The organism is Sphingomonas sp. CCH9-F2, from assembly GCF_001556735.1.
In the GTDB taxonomy this organism is placed as follows: domain Bacteria; phylum Pseudomonadota; class Alphaproteobacteria; order Sphingomonadales; family Sphingomonadaceae; genus Sphingomonas; species Sphingomonas ginsenosidimutans.
In genome coordinates, this window is sequence record NZ_LSJO01000541.1 from 1 (window position 1) to 17,384 (window position 17,384).

Below are 17,384 nucleotides of genomic sequence, written 5' to 3' on the forward strand. Positions count from 1 at the left end.
ATACCCGCCAGCACCAGGCCCGCGGTATAGGGCAGGCCGATCCGCCGCGACACCATCGCCACCAGCGAGGCGACGATCAGCATCGTCCCCAGTTGGGTCGGTCCGATCTCTGCCATCAATACTCCTTGGATCGTCGGGCGATCATGGTGCGGCCGTCGCGGCGGCCGTCAGCGCGAAGCGCCTGCCCGCGGCCGGCGCAGGCGTTGCAGCGATGCCCTGCTGGCGCAGCGCGGCCGCGATCGCCAGTGCACGACGGGCGCCGAGATCGGGGTTGGCGGGCGACGGGCCCTCGGGCAAGCCCGGCACCGCCAGCGCCGACAGGTTCCAGCGCTTTGCCGCCCAGACGGAGGTCGCGATGGCGTCGCCGGCGCCGGCATCGAGCGCGTCGGAACCGTCGGCAAACACGATGTCAGGCAACGGCCCCTGCGGCGGGACGATCGCCACATCCCAATCCTCGCTCTGCTGCGCCGCGCGCCGCTCCAGCGCGCGATAGGTCGCAACGGTCGCGCCGGGCAGCGCGGCGGCGGCGGCGATGGCGCGATGGTGGTCGCGGTCGATCGTCACCGCCTCGGGCGCGACGCCGGTGATCAGCGCGATGGCATTGGCCAGGTCGGTGACGTGTTGCGCGGCGGTGTTGGTGGCTTCTCCGGCCTGGCGCAGCTCTTCGCGCTGGGCGGCGAGCGCATCGGCCCCCGCGCCGAGCAGGATCTGGTCGAGGTTCAGCCGCACCGGCCGGGCCAGCTGTCGTGACAGTGCGGCCTGGATCGCGCTCGTCTTCTGCATCGAACGGCGCGGCGTGATGACGACCGCACGCACGACGATCGGCCGCGCGGTGAAATCGATGTCGAGCTGCGTCACGCGCGCTTCGGCACCGAACCGGTCCGACAGCAGCGACCGCGTCTGCGCGGTGGCCAGCGCTTCCCGTCCGATCCGGTTGAGCGAAATGCCGAGCGGAACGGCCATGACGACGAACACCAGGGTCAGCACGCCTGTCTGCGCCCAGCTCTGCCGTCGCGACAGATGATGACCGAAGCCGTAGAAGCGCGCCATCACCGTGGCCGACAGGGCGATGGTGATGAAGTTGGTGGCGAACAGCGCGAAGGCGCCCATGCCGACCGGGGCGTTGCGGGTGGCGATGCCGTATCCCACCACGGCAAGCGGCGGCATCAGCGCGGTCGCGATGGCGACGCCGACGATCGTGTCGCCGCGCCCGCGGATGATCGCGAAGGTCCCCGCCAGCGCCGCGAATAGCGCAACCGCCAGGTCGAACAGATTGGGCCGCGTCCGCGCGACGATCTCCGCAGTCGGCGCCTGCAACGGCGAGACGAGCACCAGCAGCGCGGTGAAGGCGATCGCCGCGACCGCCCCGATCAGCAGCGCCTTCAGCGATCGCCGCAGTTCGCGAAAGTCAAAGAGCGCCAGGCTGAACCCGAAACCAAGGATCGGGTTCATCAGCGGCGAAATCAGCATCGCGCCGATCACCACCGCCGGCGACGACAGCAGCAGCCCGAGCACCGCAATCCCCGCCGACATCATCGTCATGAACGCGAAGCGCGGGCTCCATCCGCTTTCCTCAATGACGCGCGCCAGCACCGCCTCGTGATCGACACGGCCGACGACCGACAGCCGCCACCATCGATACAGCGCGATACGGCTGAGGCGTCCGGCGGGTTCGGGGCGATCCCCCGTGGCGACATTCATGGCAAACGCTCCGTGGGGACGATCTCGACGATCCGGTCGCCGGTCTCCAGCCGCTGTGCCCCGGCTTCCCAGAAGCCGATCGCGGCGCCGCGGCGATGCAGCCGGACGCCGAGGCCGGTGTTGAGAGCGGACAGCGGCTGGCCCACCTCCGCCGGCGTGACATCGCGTTCGTGCAGCGCGACGCGGCCGACGTGCGCGGCAAGATCGGCGATGTAATCGGCCAGATGCTCACCATGAGTGGAACCGGCGAGCAGCAGTCCGGCGAAGCTTGCCGGATTGATGACCGTCGTCGCCCCGGCCTGTCGGGCGAGCGGTTCGTTGTCCTCCGATCGGATCACGACGCTCAGCGGCACGCCGGGCGCCAGGCCGCGCGCCGTCAGCACGATCAGGATCGAGGTGTCGTCGCGCCCCGCCGACACAATCACCGCCTTGGCGCGGGCGACCTGCACCGCATCCAGCGTCGCATTGCGGCTGGCGTCGCCCTGCAGGACGTTGACGCCCAGCCGCTCGGCCAGTTCGACCGCAGCGGCGCGTTCGTCGATGACGACGATGGTCGCGGGGTCGGCACCGCGCCGGATCAGTTCGGCGACCGCCTCGCTGCCCGACGTGCCGAAGCCGGTGACGATCGTATGGCCGCGGAGGCGTTGCTGGATCATGCGCATCCGCCATCCGTCCCATACCCGTCGCAGAAGAAAGTCATAGGCGGTTCCCAGAAAGATCAGCCACACGAACAGCCGGATCGGCGTGACGACGAACGTATCGAACAGCCGGGCCTGCTCCGTCACCGGCACGATATCGCCGTAACCCACCGTCGTGATCGTGATCATCGTGAAATAGAGGACGTCGGCGAAGCTGATGTGGCCGTCGATATTGTCACGCAGCCCGCCACGGTCGAACCAGTGACCCGCAAGTGCGATGCCGATCAGGGCAAGGACCAGGCCGACCCGCCACAGGAGCGAGAGCCAGACCGGCGTACCTCGGCGCCGCCGCAAGGCGCCGGTGACAGATGTTTTGCCACGCGCCGCGCGGCGGTCGCGTCGGATCATGCCGTACCCGTGCGCATGGTCGCGCGGTGGTGCCGGTCCGTGGCGGTGGACAGGGCAGCCGCGGGACGGCGCGCGCAATCGGTCATGGCTGCCCTCCGTCACGGTCATCGGCACTGGCGGCCCGACCAGCGCAACTTGCCTGCGCTCCCCCCGGGCGGGAAGGAAGCGCACCCGGTGACGGCTATTGCAGCCACCGCCCGACAGGACAAGGGAGGCGCCGCATTCGCCAGCGCGGCCGATATCGGCTATCGCGCGGCCATGCCCACACATGACATCAATCCCCGCGTCTTCTGGGGGGCCTCGGCGATCATCGCCGCATTACTGCTGACCACCATCGCGATGCCGGGCAGCGCCGATCACGCTTTCAAGACGGCGCAGGCGTGGACGATCGACACGTTCGGCTGGTTCTACATCGCGGCGGTCGCGGTGTTCCTGGTCGTCGTGCTGGTGCTCGGCTTCGGGCCGGCGGGCAAGCTCAAGCTGGGGCCGGACGATGCCGAGCCGGACTTTCCCTATCTGTCGTGGCTGGCGATGCTGTTCGCGGCGGGCATGGGGATCGGCCTGATGTATTTCGCGGTCGCCGAACCGATCCAGCATTACATCTCGCCGCCCGAGGCAAAGAGCGGCACGATCGATGCTGCGCGCGAGGCGATGGCGATCACCTTCCACCATTATGGCGTCCATGCCTGGGCCATCTATGCGCTGGTCGGCCTCAGCCTTGCCTATTTCACCTATCGCAAGGATCTGCCGTTGACGCTGCGGTCGGGGCTGTCGCCGTTGCTCGGCAAGCGGATCGACGGGCCGATCGGCGATGCGATCGACATCTTCGCTGTCTGCGGCACCGTGTTCGGCGTCGCCACGTCGCTGGGGTTCGGCGTGTCGCAAATGACGGCGGGCCTTGCCTATAACTACGGTGCGCCCGACGGTACGACGACCAAGATCGTCGTGATTGTGCTGGTGATGGGGGCGGCGACGCTGTCCGTGCTGAGCGGCGCCGATCGCGGCATCCGCCGCCTGTCGGAACTGAACCTGACGGTCGCCGTGCTGCTGATGCTGTTCGTGCTGGCGTTGGGGCCGACGCTGTTCCTGCTGCGCGCGCTGGTGCAGAATTTCGGCCTGTACCTCGACCATTTCGTCATGCGGACCTTCACGCTGTATGCCTACGAGCCGCGCGCCTGGATGGCCGACTGGACGCTGTTCTACTGGGCGTGGTGGATCGCCTGGTCGCCGTTCGTCGGCATGTTCATCGCGCGCATTTCGCGCGGGCGGACGATTCGCGAATTCGTGACCGGCGTGCTGTTCGTGCCGACCGCCTTCACCTTCCTTTGGATGACGGTGTTCGGCAACACAGCGATTTCGCTCGACCTTGGGCCGGCGGCCGGCGGCATCGCGGATGCGGTGCAGGCGAACCTGTCGACCGCGCTGTTCAAGTTCCTGGAATATCTGCCCGCAGCCGGCGTCACCTCAACCCTGGCGATCATGCTGGTCGCCGTGTTCTTCGTCACATCCGCGGACTCCGGCGCGCTGGTTATCGATACGCTTGCATCGGGCGGGGCGGAGGATACGCCGCGCTGGCAGCGGATTTACTGGTGCGTGCTGCTCGGCGTGACGGCGACGCTCCTGCTGCTCACCGGCGGCCTGGGGGCGTTGCAGGCAGCGACGTTGATCGCGGCGCTGCCGTTCTGTTTCATCATGCTGATGCTGGCATTGGGTCTGGTGCGACAGACCAACGCCGATCTGGCCGGGGTGACGCTGTCCAACGAAGCGCCGGCGATCGGCGAGCGACTGAAGCGCCTTATCGTGCCAGCGCGCAGGGTGGACATCGTGCGGCAGATCGAACGGACCGGCGCACCGGCGCTGCGCTCCGTGTACGAAGGCCTGCAACAACAAGGCTGGGGGGAAAGCCGCCTCGAGATCACCGAGGACAGCGCGGCTTTACTTCTCGACGCGGAGGAAGGACGCACCTTTATCTATCGCCTCGAGCCGCGCGCGCGGCCGCTCGCTGCCTATACCGCGCTGGAAGCGTCGGAGGCACGGCGCAGCAAGGCATGGTTCCTCGCCGCGCAGACGCATCATGATATCCGGTCCCGCGACCTGACTGGTTTCACCGTCGAGCAGATCGCTGGTGACGTGCTGACCCAGCTCGAACGATGGCGGCTGGCGTGAGCCGACATCCGTGATGAGAGCCGGTCACAGGCCCCTGCCCCTGTCGGCCGCACCTGCGCGCCTCTCATGACCGTGCGTTGGCCGTGTCATCGGGACGGCCGGCCGAAAGCCGCGATGCGACGTGCGGGAGCGATCGATCCACGACGCAGGAATACGTGCTTTCCCGGTTGGAACCCCGCCACCAGCAGGGACCACCAGCGGACCTGCCGCCCGGCCCGTCAAAACGCCCCGTGCAGGCGCACCGCGAATATATCGGCCGGGCCGCGGTCGCGGTTGTAGCCGGGGTTGGCAATATGCTGACAATCTAGCGAAATCTCGACCCCGCGGGTCGCGACCAGCTTGTAATATGCCTCGCCGATATATTCCGGGCCGGGATGCGGCAGCCTCCCGTCTCCGACCAGAACGCCGAGGCCGCCGGCGTCGAGATAGCGTTGATGCACGCGGCTGATACCGTTGACGACGATCACTGCGCCCGCCGTGTCGCTCAACCGGCCCCACCCTGCCCCGTTCAGCGCGAGGCCGAGCTGGGCAGTGCGATCAATGTCGGTAAAGTCATAGGGCTCGACCTGACCGTCGGCGGTCCCGGCCCGCCCGAACACACCCAGGGTGTCGGTCAGCGCCTGCTCGGCGTTGATACTGATCCCGGCCCGCGCGCGGCGACGGCGGACCAGCGCCATATCGGCGCCATCTCCGGTCCGGGCGGCAGCCGCCAGCGCATCGTCGAAGCGGCCGAAGCGCCCGCGGTTCCGGAACAGCGTCACACGGACCGCGCCGGGCCGCCCCGCAAGCATCTGACGGTACTCGATTTCCGTATCCAGCTGATACTGGCGGAACCCCGTCTCCAGCGTTTCGCCGTTCGGCACCTTGGAAAGGTTGAACGCGCCGAACCGTAGCGTCCATGCGCCGCGATACGCTTCGGCGGCAATCCCGGTGGTATAGCCCCAGGCATCGGCGGCATAATCGAACGTGCCCGCATCGACCGCCGACCAATTGAGGAAATCGCCCCGCGGATCATGCGCATAGCTGTTGGTGTCGAACACGTCGCCGACGCCGATCTTGCCCGCGGTTAGCACGAGGCGGTCGCTCGCGCGCGATCCGGCAGCCGCGCCGCCCAGCGCGATGGTCTGGCGGAGATACAGCCGCTGGAGCCGCAGATACGGACGCCGACGGCCGACCTTGTACGCCTCCGCGCTCGGGAAGCCGGCGACGCCCAGCGTGTTCGACAGGCCGAAGCCCTGGTCGATCTCCGGACTTACCCACAATTCGCTCCCGGCCCATGGCCGCACCCCGGCAAAGAGCGTGACGTCGACCGTCTCCCTCGCCTGTCGCGGCGTCAGGCTGTTCGCGCCGGCATAGGGGGACGCGAAGCCCGGCGTGCCTTGCAGGACAAACGTCGCCTGCCCGCGGATCGCGATCCGCTCGCCCTCCGGTATCCCGTCGGCCGGGGTCGCAGGCGCCACCACGGCGGGCGGGCTGCCCTGAACGGACTGGGCGCGGGCGGGGGCGTGGAGTGTCAGGCCGGCGAGCGCACAAGCGCCTGCCGTCGCAAGAAGCCGGGTCATGGACGATCCCCTTGAACGGTGACGGTTACAGCCGCTGCGTCAGTGCCAGATGGATGATGCGGACGAGGACGAGGCCGCCCGCCACGACGAGGTAGAGCCGAAGGATGCCAAGCCACAGCCGCTCACCGCGTCCCAGCATCGCCGGCGCGAGCGCGTGGAGCGGCGGCATCCGCCACTCGGCCTTGCGGGTGCGATCGATGGCCTCCCCACCAGTGCCGACGAAAAGGCGCAGCGCGAACCAGCCGATCAGCGCCGCCGACGATCCGCCCCCCAGGATCGACAGCATCGTGACGGCGCTCAGAGCGGGGAACAGCACGGAGGCCGTCAGCACCACCGACAGCAGGACCAGCACCGTGATCACCGCGCCGGTGAAAAGGTTGAGCCAGCGCCCGTTGCGCCACGGCCCCAGCACCGCTTCGTCGTTGCAGAGCAGCAGCAAGAACACGGTCGCGCTGGGTAGCAGGACCCCGGCGAGCGACTGCACCGCATTGGTCAGCAGGCCCAGCGGCGTGCCCGGGATCAGCACCAGCGCCGCAGCGATCGCAATCAGGCCGGCGAACACGAGGTAAAAGGCGATCGACTCCCGGGGCGAACGATGCAGCGAGTGCCGGATGCCGAAGGTATCGCCGATCGCATAAGCGGTGCTGAGCGAGACGGCCGCCGCACCGATGATGGACGCGTCGATCAGCGCGATGGCGAAGAGGATACCCATCAGGCGCCCCGAATGCGCCGCGATGCCGCGCGCAACGGCCCCGGCATCGGTAAACTGGCCGATGCCACCGGTGCCGGCAAACGCGGCGGCGGTGAACGCCATCATCGCCACCGCGCCGACGATGACGACCGCGATGCCGATCCACAGGTCGACCCGGCTATAGGCCATGAAGTGCGGACCGATGCGCTTGTCGATCAGGTAGCTTTGCTGGAAAAACAGCTGCCAGGGCGCCACGGTGGTGCCGACGATCGCGATGATGAGCAGCGTCACGTCCGCCAGATGGCCGCGCGCCGGCAGTCCGGGGACGACGAAATCGTGAACGATCCTGCTTGCCGGCGGGTGGACGGTGACGGCGATCGGGATCAGCAGCAGCGAGCCGAACACCAGCACCATCATGAAACGCTCGAACCGCCGGAAGCTGCCGGTGCTGGCCGCCGCGACGATCAGCGGCGCGGCGACGAGCACCCCCGCGACGCGGGGAACGCCGAGATAGTCGAGGCCGAGCGTGATGCCGATAAACTCGGTAACGATCGTCAGCGCGTTGAGCAGGAACAGGTCGATGACGCTGAAGGCACCCCAGAACCTGCCGAAGCGCTGGAAGATCAGCCGGGCATGGCCGACGCCCGTCACCGCGCCGAGCCGCAGCACCATCTCCTGATTCACATACAGGACCGGTACCAGCAGCAACAACGTCCAGAGCAGCGACGTGCCGTAATTCTGCCCTGCCTGCGTATAGGTGCCGAACGCACCCGCATCATTGTCGCCGACCATGACGATCAGGCCGGGTCCCACGATCGCGGCCAGCGTCACGAGCCGCCGCCGCCACCCGCGCCGTGCGCCGGTGTCGGCTTCGGCAATGGTGCCGAAGGCGCCGATGATATCGCCCTTGTGGGCGTCGTCCAGATGGGCGGTCGCGCGCATATCGCGCGCACCGCCCGGGCCGGTGATGGCCGGGTTGTGCATGTTCATGGCACGAACTCCGCGTGCGTCGGTCGGATCGGGTGCGGGGCAGATCAGGCGGCTGGCGAAGCCGCCCCGGTTCGCCGCTTCCTGTCGTCGCCGGCAAGCACGGGGCGCCATGCGGCAAGGCGGACGCGGCGGCTCAACGGCTCGGCGCGACGATGGTCGGCGCGTCGCTCGACACGCGGTATATCCAGGGTCATGTCACGACCTCCTCGGTTCCGGTTTGTTCCGGTCCGGGAGATCGTCGCCACCGTATCAGACGGTGGCCGCGCCCTCCGCGACCGGTTCATATCCGGCGATGCCGATCAGCGGAGCAACGCTCCTACTGTCGCCCTCGCCGGACATGGGGGTAGATCGGGTGTTCATCGTCGTCCTTGTCAGTGGGCACGCAGCCGCGCGCACCGTCATCGAGTCGCGAACCTCCGCGCCCGATGGACGCCACATACCTATCCCGGGTATAGGATCAAGCCGTAATACGGAGCAGGCATGAGCCACGTCGAAAAAGAGAAGAAGAAGCTGCTGAATCGCATCAGGCGCATGCGCGGACAGATCGAGGCGATCGAGCGGGCAGTCGAAGAGGACAGCGAGTGTGCGCGCGTGCTGCAACAGGCGACGGCGTGCCGCGGGGCGCTCGATGGGTTCATCGCCGAGGTGATCGAAGACCACATCCGCGAGCATCTGGTCGATCCCGCATCGCCAGCGGACAGTCCCCAGCGCGCCGCTGCCGAAGAACTGGTCGAGATCGTGCATGCCTATCTGACCTGAGGCGCGCGCCACGGACCGGAACCCCGCCGGAAAGCGGTCGTTCGGCGCCGACAGTCCGATCGTCACCCGCCCCCCCTTGCCGCCGCGGCCGCCTTCGCGATGGCATGCGCCTCTACCGCGCCCGCCCAGGTGGCGACGGCGACGGCGCAGGAGGACGACGCCGAGGCCAGCCCCGACGTCGTCATCACCGGATCGCGGATCGGCAGGGCCGGGTTCGACACGCCCACCCCGACGACGATCACCGGCGGCGACACGCTGCTGGTCGGCAATCGCCCGAGCATGACATTGCGCACCACTGCTGATCGCGAGAAGCTGCGCGTGTCGCACAGGCTGACGAAGTCTTCGAGCTGCTTCAGGTCGATCGGCCGCGCGTGATAGCGTGGATGCCTCCAGTCTGGTCCGGCGGCGCCCAGCTTGTCAAAGTGTGCGGCGGCGGACCGTCCGGACGTTCGCTTTGCGGCGGTGTCGACGTCTTCGACCGATACTGACCCATCGGTGTCCGACGCGATGCCCAAGGGAGAATGCGGCAATGCCCGAGCGTGTGGACGTCATCATCATCGGCGGCGGGATCGCCGGCATCTCTGCGGCGGCACGGATCGCGCGGCACGCCCGCGCGGTCGTGCTGGAGGGCGAATCGGCGCTGGGCTATCATTCGTCGGGACGCAGCGCGACCTTCTATCATTTCGGCATCGGCAACGACGCGGTCCGGGGGATGACCGCGGCCAGCAGTGACTTCTTCGCCGCCCCGCCTGCCGATTATGCCGATGGGCCGCTGTGGACGGAAAAGCCCGCGCTGTTCATCGCCGACCGCGCGTCTTTGCCCGATCTTGAAGCCCTGCACGCCGAAATGGATCGCTTCGTCGACACGATCGAGCGGGTCGATGCGGCGGCCGCCACCGCGATCGTGCCGGTGCTGAAGACCGGCGGCGACGGCGTCGTGGCCGCTCTCCTCGACAGCGGCGGACGCAAGCTCGACGCCGATGCGATGCTACAGGCCAATGCGCGCGCGTTTCGCCGTGCCGGCGGCACGATCCGGTTCGATTCGCCGGTGGCCGGCCTCGCCTTCGATGGCGGTCGCTGGACGGTGGACACGCCCGGCGCCACCTATTCGGCGCGCATCGTCGTGAATGCGGCGGGCGCCTGGGCGGATGCGGTGGCGGGCATGGCCGGCGTCCGCCCGCTAGGTCTCACGCCGCTGCGACGCACGATCATCGGCTTCGACCCGCCGGACGGGCTGGCTATCGCCGACTGGCCGTTCCTGAAGACGGTCAGCGACGACGGCTTCTACATGCTGCCCGACGCGGGTCGTCTGCTCGCGTCGCCGATGGACGTGACGCCGTGCGATCCGTGCGACGTCCAGCCCGACGATTACGATATCGCGCTGGCCGCGTGGCGGGTCGAGCAAGCCACGACGCTTACCGTCGGGCGGGTGGCGACCCGCTGGGCCGGGCTGCGCAGCTTCGTGCGCGACAAGGTACCCACCGCAGGCTTCGCCCCCGCTACGCCCGGATTCTTCTGGCTGGCCGGACAGGGTGGCTATGGCTTGCAGACGTCGCCGGCGATGGCGTGGGCGGTGGAATCGCTGATGTTTGACCTGCCCTGGCCCGCGGAACTGGAGCAGCGCCGCGTGCGCCCCGAACAGATACGCCCCGAACGGCTGTTCTGAAAGTATCTGCTTCGCCCCCTCCGCGGCGGGGAACAGGTAAAGCCGCCGCCGGCCCGGTCAGCTTCGCATGATGGATGAGTGGATCGGGAGCAAGGCCGCGCCCAGCGCCGAGCCCGCACCGCCCAGCTGCGAAATCTCGATCGCGCAGCGACCGGTCTCGCTTTCGGCGGTGTGATCGCCCCAGATGATCGCACGCCGGTTGAGCCGTTCCGCCAGCCCGTTCATGATCGCCGCCGGCAGCGGCGACATCAGGCGGATCGCGCCGGGTTCCAGCCAGGCCAGCGCAGAATTGATGGTCATCAGCAACTGGTCGGCGGCGCGATCAAGCCAGCGTTCGATCACCGCTTCGTAGCCGGGGATCGCCGTGGCGAAGTCGGCGAGCGACCGGACATCGCATCCCGCCGCCTGCAGCGTCGCGATCAGGTCCAGCGTTGTGGGACGCGGGCGATCGCCGGGATAGAACATGCCGATCTCCCCCGCACTCCCCGATTCGCCGCGCATCAGCCGTCCTTCGTGGATGATCCCCGCGCCCACGCCATGCCCCAGCAGGATGACGACGGCGGTGGTGCAGCGCCGGATCAGCCCGCCAAGATAATATTCGGCCAGCGCGGCGGCCGTGGCGTCATTCTCGATCCATACCGGCTGGTGGAGCGCATCCTGGAAAATGTCGCGCAACGGCGCGTCCTTCCACCCCGGCAGGTTGCGCACGATGTGCCAGCGGTTTCCGTCACGCGACAGCGCCGGCCCCGGCGCGGCGAAGCCAACCCCGTAGAGGTGCCCACCAAGCAGCCGATGCTCCAGCGCCAGTTGATGGATCCGGCGGTCGATGTGCCGCGCGAAGCCCGGCGGATCGGTCAATTCGATCGTCTCGGAGGTCAGCGCGATGACGCCGCCGGCATAGTCGACCACCGCGATCTCCAGGATGCCGGCATACAGCGCCAGCCCGATCGCATATCCGCCCGCCGGTGAGATGCGCAGCGGTATGGTGGGCCGCCCCCGCCCCGCCAGAGCCTCCGACGGCAGTTCCTCGATCAGCCCCTGCGCCAGCAACGCCTGGGTCAGCCGCGATACCGCCGCGTTGCTCAGCCGCAACGTGCGGGCGAGCGCGGAGCGTGACTGCGCCCCGCCGGTCCGCAGCTGCCATAACAGCCGCTTCTCCTCGTCCAGCAGTATCTGTTCGGCGCGTCTCATGGCAACGCGCCGATACCAGCCGTCCCCGCCTTTCGCGATTAATTTTCGCCGGAATAAATAATTCCGTCACGCGCGCCCACCATCCGCGCCGGCGACACACAGGGTCTCCAGGGGGAATATTCCGATGAAGAAGTACCAACTCGCCGCCGGCTGCGCCGTCGCGGCGCTGGCCATGCTGGCCCTGCCGGCCGCTGCGCAAACCGCCGGCACGCCGGCGAGCGGCGGCACTGCGACAGCTACCGCGACGACAGAGGAGGCCGCCAGCGCTGATGCGCTGGCAGATGGCGACATCATCGTCACCGGTTCGGCACGCGCGCAGCGCCGCTTCGACGTGTCCTATGCGGTCAACTCGCTGACCCAGACGGACGTGCAGAAGATCGCGCCCAAAAGCTACGCTGACCTGCTCGGCACCGTTCCCGGCATCCAGGTGGAGGCGACCGGCGGCGAGGTGCAGAACATCACCCGCGTGCGCGGCATCCCCACCGATCGCGGCTACCTGATTTTCCAGCAGGACGGCCTGCCGCTGTATCATGAGATCGACGGCGTCTTCTTCAATTCCGGCGAAGGGATGAACCGCTACGACCTGATGACCGAGCGGGTCGAGATCGTCCGCGGCGGTCCGGCCCCGATCTACGCCAGCAGCGCGGCGGCGATCGCCAACAACATCACCGTGACCGGCGGCCCGCAGGCGCGCGGCAAGGCGCAGGTGACGCTGGGCGACACCGGCCTCTACCGGCTCGACGCGATGCAGTCGGGTCCGGTCGGCGACAACACCTATTTCGCGATCGGCGGCTTCCTGCGCCAGCATGATGGCTATCGCTACGCCGGGTTCCCCAGCGACAAGGGCGGGCAGATCCGTGCCAACCTGAAGCGCGACCTGAGCAACGGCTCGGTCAAGGTGTCGGTCGAGTATGTCAACGACCACAACCTGTTCTACTTGCCGATCCCGACCAACGATCCGCGCAATCCGGCGGTGTCGCTCGACCCGTACATCGACTATTTCACCGGCACGCTGAACTCGCCGTCGCTGCGCAACGTCAACATCAAGTATCGCGATGGCGCCGGCGCGTTGCAGACCATGCAGCGCGACCTGTCGAACGGGCGCCACATGCGCTTCTTCAACGCCGCGATCGACTATGACGCCGATTTCGACGGGTGGGAGGTCGCCGCCAAGCTGGGCGGGACGAAAGGCAAGTCGAGCTTCGACGCCTTCTACTCGACCACCAATCCCGCCGACGCCAACACCTTCGCCGCCAATTACCTGACCGCCGCGCGCACCGCCTTCGGCGCCAATGTCGCGCGGCTGGGCTATGCCTTCGCGGGCACCAACGGCGCGTCGGTCTACGATCCCTCGACCGCCTCGGGGCTGGTCATGTCCGGCCAGTATCGCGCATCGGAATCGGACTTCTATTCGGTGCAGGGCGATCTGAGCGTCACGCGCAAGTTCGAGACCGGGATCGGCAACCATGACGTGCGCGTGGGGGTGTACGGCGCCTTCTATGGCAACACGTTGCGTCAGGCGTATCAGGACATGCTGATCGAGGTGCGCAGCCAGCCGCGCACGCTTGACCTGGTCGCCTATTCGGCGACCGGCCAGGTTCTGGGATCGGTGACGCAGAACGGCGTGCTGCGCTACACGACCACGCTCAACCAGGGTGAGGGCGATGCGCAGATGATCGCCTTCTACGCCAACGACACCTGGGACGTGACCGACGGCCTACGCGTCGACGCGGGCATCCGCACCGAACGGTACAGCTACAAGGGCATCGCGCTGCCGACCACGCAGGTCAATCTGGGCGACGCGACGACGCTGGCGGACGATACCACCCGCGCCTTCACCGGCCAGGTGCTGGACCAGCGTCTGAAGCCGAACGCGACCAACTGGACGGTCGGCGTCAACTACGACCTGAGCAACAATTTCGGGGCGTACGGACGCATCTCGAACCTGGAGGTGCCGCCGCAGCTGGGCGTCGTGACCGGCATCAACGCGACGATCGTCAAGACCAAGGCGCGCCAGTATGAGGTCGGCCTGAAGGCCAGCTTCGGGCCGCACTACCTCTACGCCACCGGCTTCTACACCAAGTTCAATCCGTTCAACGCCTCGTTCGCGGCGTTCAACCCGTTGACCGGCCGCAACGACCAGGTGCTGCCGTTCATCGGCGAGGCGTCGGTCAAGGGTGTCGAGGTGGACGGTCGCGTCGCGCCGGCGCGCTGGTTCTCGATCACCGGGTCGGTGACGTGGCAGGATCCGGAATATGCCAACCTCCAGAACACCTCGGGTGCCGATCCGGCCGCGGTGAACGGCAAGCAGATTATCCGCGAGGCGAAGTTCTTCGGCAACCTGCGCCCCAGCTTCGATTTCAACCTGGGCGAACAGCGGGTGTCGGTGTTCGGCCGCTACGAATGGGTCGGCCGGCGCTACGTCGACCTGTTCAACCGCACCGCGATGCCGGGGTACCAGACCACCGGCGCCGGCGTGTCGGTCGATCGCGGGCCGTGGCATCTGCAGGTGGTGGGCGACAATCTGTTCAACGCCCATGGCCTGACGGAGGGCAATACCCGCACCGATCAGTTCGCGGGTCAGGGGACGTCGGAGGCGATCTACGGCCGCCCGCTGTTCGGCCGCAACTTCCGTCTCATCGTCAGCCGCAGCTGGTGATGCGGGCATTGCTCTGCGCGGCCATGGCCGCTTTGGCCGTGCTGGCCGGCCCCGCTTCGGCGGGGCCGGTGGGTGACGGCCAGCTGGCGGCGCTGTCCACGCGGCTGTTCCCGCTGCTGGATGCGGCCGGACGCGACCCGGTGGCGCTGGAGCGGCTGGCGACGGCGCCGGGGATGCAGGCCATCCTGCGCACCCGGCGCGCGCGCCGGGTGCGCAGGATGGCCTGCATCCCCGGCGCCGTCGCCAGCCGCTCCAGCGCCACCGGGTCGCGTCCGGCCGCATCCAGCAGCGGGAACAGCCGCGTGGACAGCGCCGCCAGCTGGCCGTCACCCACCGGCCCCGCCGAAGCGGGGCCGGCCAGCACGGCCAAAGCGGCCATGGCCGCGCAGAGCAATGCCCGCATCACCAGCTGCGGCTGACGATGAGACGGAAGTTGCGGCCGAACAGCGGGCGGCCGTAGATCGCCTCCGACGTCCCCTGACCCGCGAACTGATCGGTGCGGGTATTGCCCTCCGTCAGGCCATGGGCGTTGAACAGATTGTCGCCCACCACCTGCAGATGCCACGGCCCGCGATCGACCGACACGCCGGCGCCGGTGGTCTGGTACCCCGGCATCGCGGTGCGGTTGAACAGGTCGACGTAGCGCCGGCCGACCCATTCGTAGCGGCCGAACACCGACACCCGCTGTTCGCCCAGGTTGAAATCGAAGCTGGGGCGCAGGTTGCCGAAGAACTTCGCCTCGCGGATAATCTGCTTGCCGTTCACCGCGGCCGGATCGGCACCCGAGGTGTTCTGGAGGTTGGCATATTCCGGATCCTGCCACGTCACCGACCCGGTGATCGAGAACCAGCGCGCCGGCGCGACGCGACCGTCCACCTCGACACCCTTGACCGACGCCTCGCCGATGAACGGCAGCACCTGGTCGTTGCGGCCGGTCAACGGGTTGAACGCCGCGAACGAGGCGTTGAACGGATTGAACTTGGTGTAGAAGCCGGTGGCGTAGAGGTAGTGCGGCCCGAAGCTGGCCTTCAGGCCGACCTCATACTGGCGCGCCTTGGTCTTGACGATCGTCGCGTTGATGCCGGTCACGACGCCCAGCTGCGGCGGCACCTCCAGGTTCGAGATGCGTCCGTACGCCCCGAAATTGTTGCTCAGGTCGTAGTTGACGCCGACCGTCCAGTTGGTCGCGTTCGGCTTCAGACGCTGGTCCAGCACCTGGCCGGTGAAGGCGCGGGTGGTATCGTCCGCCAGCGTCGTCGCGTCGCCCAGATTGACCTGCGTGGTCGGCAGCGCGATGCCCTTGTAGCTGTACCGTTCGGTGCGGATGCCCGCGTCGACGCGTAGGCCGTCGGTCACGTCCCAGGTGTCGTTGGCGTAGAAGGCGATCATCTGCGCATCGCCCTCACCCTGGTTGAGCGTGGTCGTGTAGCGCAGCACGCCGTTCTGCGTCACCGATCCCAGAACCTGGCCGGTCGCCGAATAGGCGACCAGGTCAAGCGTGCGCGGCTGGCTGCGCACCTCGATCAGCATGTCCTGATACGCCTGACGCAACGTGTTGCCATAGAAGGCGCCGTACACCCCCACGCGCACGTCATGGTTGCCGATCCCGGTCTCGAACTTGCGCGTGACGCTCAGATCGCCCTGCACCGAATAGAAGTCCGATTCCGATGCGCGATACTGGCCGGACATGACCAGCCCCGAGGCGGTCGAGGGATCGTAGACCGACGCGCCGTTGGTGCCCGCGAAGGCATAGCCCAGCCGCGCGACATTGGCGCCGAAGGCGGTGCGCGCGGCGGTCAGGTAATTGGCGGCGAAGGTGTTGGCGTCGGCGGGATTGGTGGTCGAGTAGAAGGCGTCGAAGCTCGACTTGCCTTTCGTCCCGCCCAGCTTGGCGGCGACCTCCCACCCGTCGAAATCGGCGTCATAGTCGATCGCGGCGTTGAAGAAGCGCATGTGGCGCCCGTTCGACAGGTCGCGCTGCATGGTCTGCAACGCGCCGGCGCCATCGCGATACTTGATGTTGACGTTGCGCAGCGACGGCGAGTTCAGCGTGCCGGTGAAATAGTCGATGTACGGGTCGAGCGACACCGCCGGATTGCGCGGATCGTTGGTCGGGATCGGCAAGTAGAACAGGTTGTGGTCGTTGACATACTCGACCGACACCTTGACCGAGCCGTTGCTCAGGTCGCGCTTCAGGTTGGCACGGATCTGCCCGCCCTTGTCGCTGGGGAACCCGGCGTAGCGATAGCCATCATGCTGGCGCAGGAAGCCGCCGATCGCGAAATAGGTGTTGTCGCCGACCGGACCCGACTGCATCGCGTCGAGCCGGTAGAGGCCGGTGTCGCCCAGCGTCACCTGCGCCTTGCCGCGCGCCTGCGGGCCGCCGGTCACGGTGATGTTGTTGGCGATCGCCGCCGCGCTGCTGGCGTAGATCGGGGCCGGACCGCCGCGGACGATCTCGACCCGCTCGGTCATCAGGTCGTAGCGGTTCATCCCTTCGCCGGAATTGAAGAAGACGCCGTCGATCTCATGATACAGCGGCAGGCCGTCCTGCTGGAAAATCAGGTAGCCGCGATCGGTGGGGATGCCGCGCACGCGGGTGATGTTCTGCACCTCGCCGCCGGTCGCCTCCACCTGGATGCCGGGAACGGTGCCGAGCAGGTCAGCGTAGCTTTTGGGCGCGATCTTCTGCACGTCCGTCTGGGTCAGCGAGTTGACCGCATAGGACACGTCGAAGCGGCGCTGCGCGCGTGCCGAACCGGTGACGATGATGTCGCCATCTGCCAGCGCATCAGCGCTGGCGGCCTCCTCTGTCGTCGCGGTAGCTGTCGCAGTGCCGCCGCTCGCCGGCGTGCCGGCGGTTTGCGCAGCGGCCGGCAGGGCCAGCATGGCCAGCGCCGCGACGGCGCAGCCGGCGGCGAGTTGGTACTTCTTCATCGGAATATTCCCCCTG

Annotated in this window: 12 protein-coding genes; 4 read left to right on the forward strand and 8 right to left on the reverse strand. The window is 67.9% G+C overall.

The features are described 5' to 3' along the window. Window positions 1-141 precede the first annotated feature (141 nt). On the reverse strand, window positions 142-1,701 hold the full coding sequence (locus AX685_RS15275) for a DUF389 domain-containing protein (RefSeq protein ID WP_066490140.1): 1,560 nt from the start codon (window positions 1,699-1,701) through the stop codon (window positions 142-144). Next, the gene (locus tag AX685_RS15270; RefSeq protein WP_066490141.1) at window positions 1,698-2,747 is read right to left on the reverse strand and encodes a potassium channel family protein; all 1,050 of its coding nucleotides are present in this window, start codon (window positions 2,745-2,747) and stop codon (window positions 1,698-1,700) included. The genes AX685_RS15275 and AX685_RS15270 overlap by 4 nt, the downstream gene beginning before the upstream one ends. 174 nt (window positions 2,748-2,921) lie before the next feature. Between AX685_RS15270 and AX685_RS15265 the strand changes: the two genes are divergently transcribed. Continuing rightward, window positions 2,922-4,913 carry a BCCT family transporter gene (locus tag AX685_RS15265; RefSeq protein WP_331710180.1) on the forward strand — a complete coding sequence of 664 codons (1,992 nt, stop codon included), beginning with the start codon at window positions 2,922-2,924 and terminating at the stop codon, window positions 4,911-4,913. A gap of 218 nt (window positions 4,914-5,131) precedes the next feature. On the opposite strand, the gene AX685_RS15260 is transcribed toward AX685_RS15265, so the two are convergent. Further along, window positions 5,132-6,475 carry a carbohydrate porin gene (locus tag AX685_RS15260; protein ID WP_066490144.1) on the reverse strand — a complete coding sequence of 448 codons (1,344 nt, stop codon included), beginning with the start codon at window positions 6,473-6,475 and terminating at the stop codon, window positions 5,132-5,134. A gap of 25 nt (window positions 6,476-6,500) precedes the next feature. Continuing rightward, window positions 6,501-8,156, reverse strand: coding sequence for an NRAMP family divalent metal transporter (locus AX685_RS15255; protein WP_066490146.1), 1,656 nt, complete (start codon window positions 8,154-8,156; stop codon window positions 6,501-6,503). Window positions 8,157-8,636: 480 nt separating this feature from the next. On the opposite strand from AX685_RS15255, the gene AX685_RS15250 reads away from it, so the two are divergent. After that, window positions 8,637-8,915 carry a metal/formaldehyde-sensitive transcriptional repressor gene (locus tag AX685_RS15250; protein WP_066490147.1) on the forward strand — a complete coding sequence of 93 codons (279 nt, stop codon included), beginning with the start codon at window positions 8,637-8,639 and terminating at the stop codon, window positions 8,913-8,915. A 62-nt stretch (window positions 8,916-8,977) separates the two neighbouring features. On the opposite strand, the gene AX685_RS21740 is transcribed toward AX685_RS15250, so the two are convergent. Next, complete coding sequence (locus AX685_RS21740; protein WP_156445844.1) at window positions 8,978-9,430, reverse strand: hypothetical protein; 453 nt, start codon at window positions 9,428-9,430, stop codon at window positions 8,978-8,980. A 14-nt stretch (window positions 9,431-9,444) separates the two neighbouring features. On the opposite strand from AX685_RS21740, the gene AX685_RS15240 reads away from it, so the two are divergent. Then, window positions 9,445-10,581: an NAD(P)/FAD-dependent oxidoreductase gene (locus AX685_RS15240; RefSeq protein WP_066490151.1), complete on the forward strand. Its 1,137-nt coding sequence runs from the start codon at window positions 9,445-9,447 to the stop codon at window positions 10,579-10,581. A gap of 57 nt (window positions 10,582-10,638) precedes the next feature. Here the strand turns inward: AX685_RS15240 and AX685_RS15235 are convergent, their stop codons facing one another. Continuing rightward, window positions 10,639-11,772, reverse strand: coding sequence for an ROK family transcriptional regulator (locus tag AX685_RS15235; protein ID WP_066490153.1), 1,134 nt, complete (start codon window positions 11,770-11,772; stop codon window positions 10,639-10,641). A 124-nt stretch (window positions 11,773-11,896) separates the two neighbouring features. Here AX685_RS15235 and AX685_RS15230 point away from each other — a divergent pair, with 124 nt between their 5' ends. Beyond that, window positions 11,897-14,431: a TonB-dependent receptor gene (locus tag AX685_RS15230; protein WP_066490156.1), complete on the forward strand. Its 2,535-nt coding sequence runs from the start codon at window positions 11,897-11,899 to the stop codon at window positions 14,429-14,431. Here AX685_RS15230 and AX685_RS23545 read toward each other — a convergent pair. Both AX685_RS23545 and AX685_RS15220 read right to left on the reverse strand, forming a co-directional pair. After that, entirely contained in the window at window positions 14,415-14,810 is a 396-nt protein-coding gene (locus AX685_RS23545) for a hypothetical protein (RefSeq protein ID WP_066490159.1), read from the reverse strand. The two genes, AX685_RS15230 and AX685_RS23545, sit on opposite strands and share 17 nt — an antisense overlap. Before the next feature lie 23 nt (window positions 14,811-14,833). Further along, a complete protein-coding gene (locus tag AX685_RS15220; RefSeq protein WP_066490156.1) occupies window positions 14,834-17,368 on the reverse strand; it encodes a TonB-dependent receptor in 2,535 nt (844 codons plus the stop codon). Window positions 17,369-17,384: the final 16 nt, after the last annotated feature.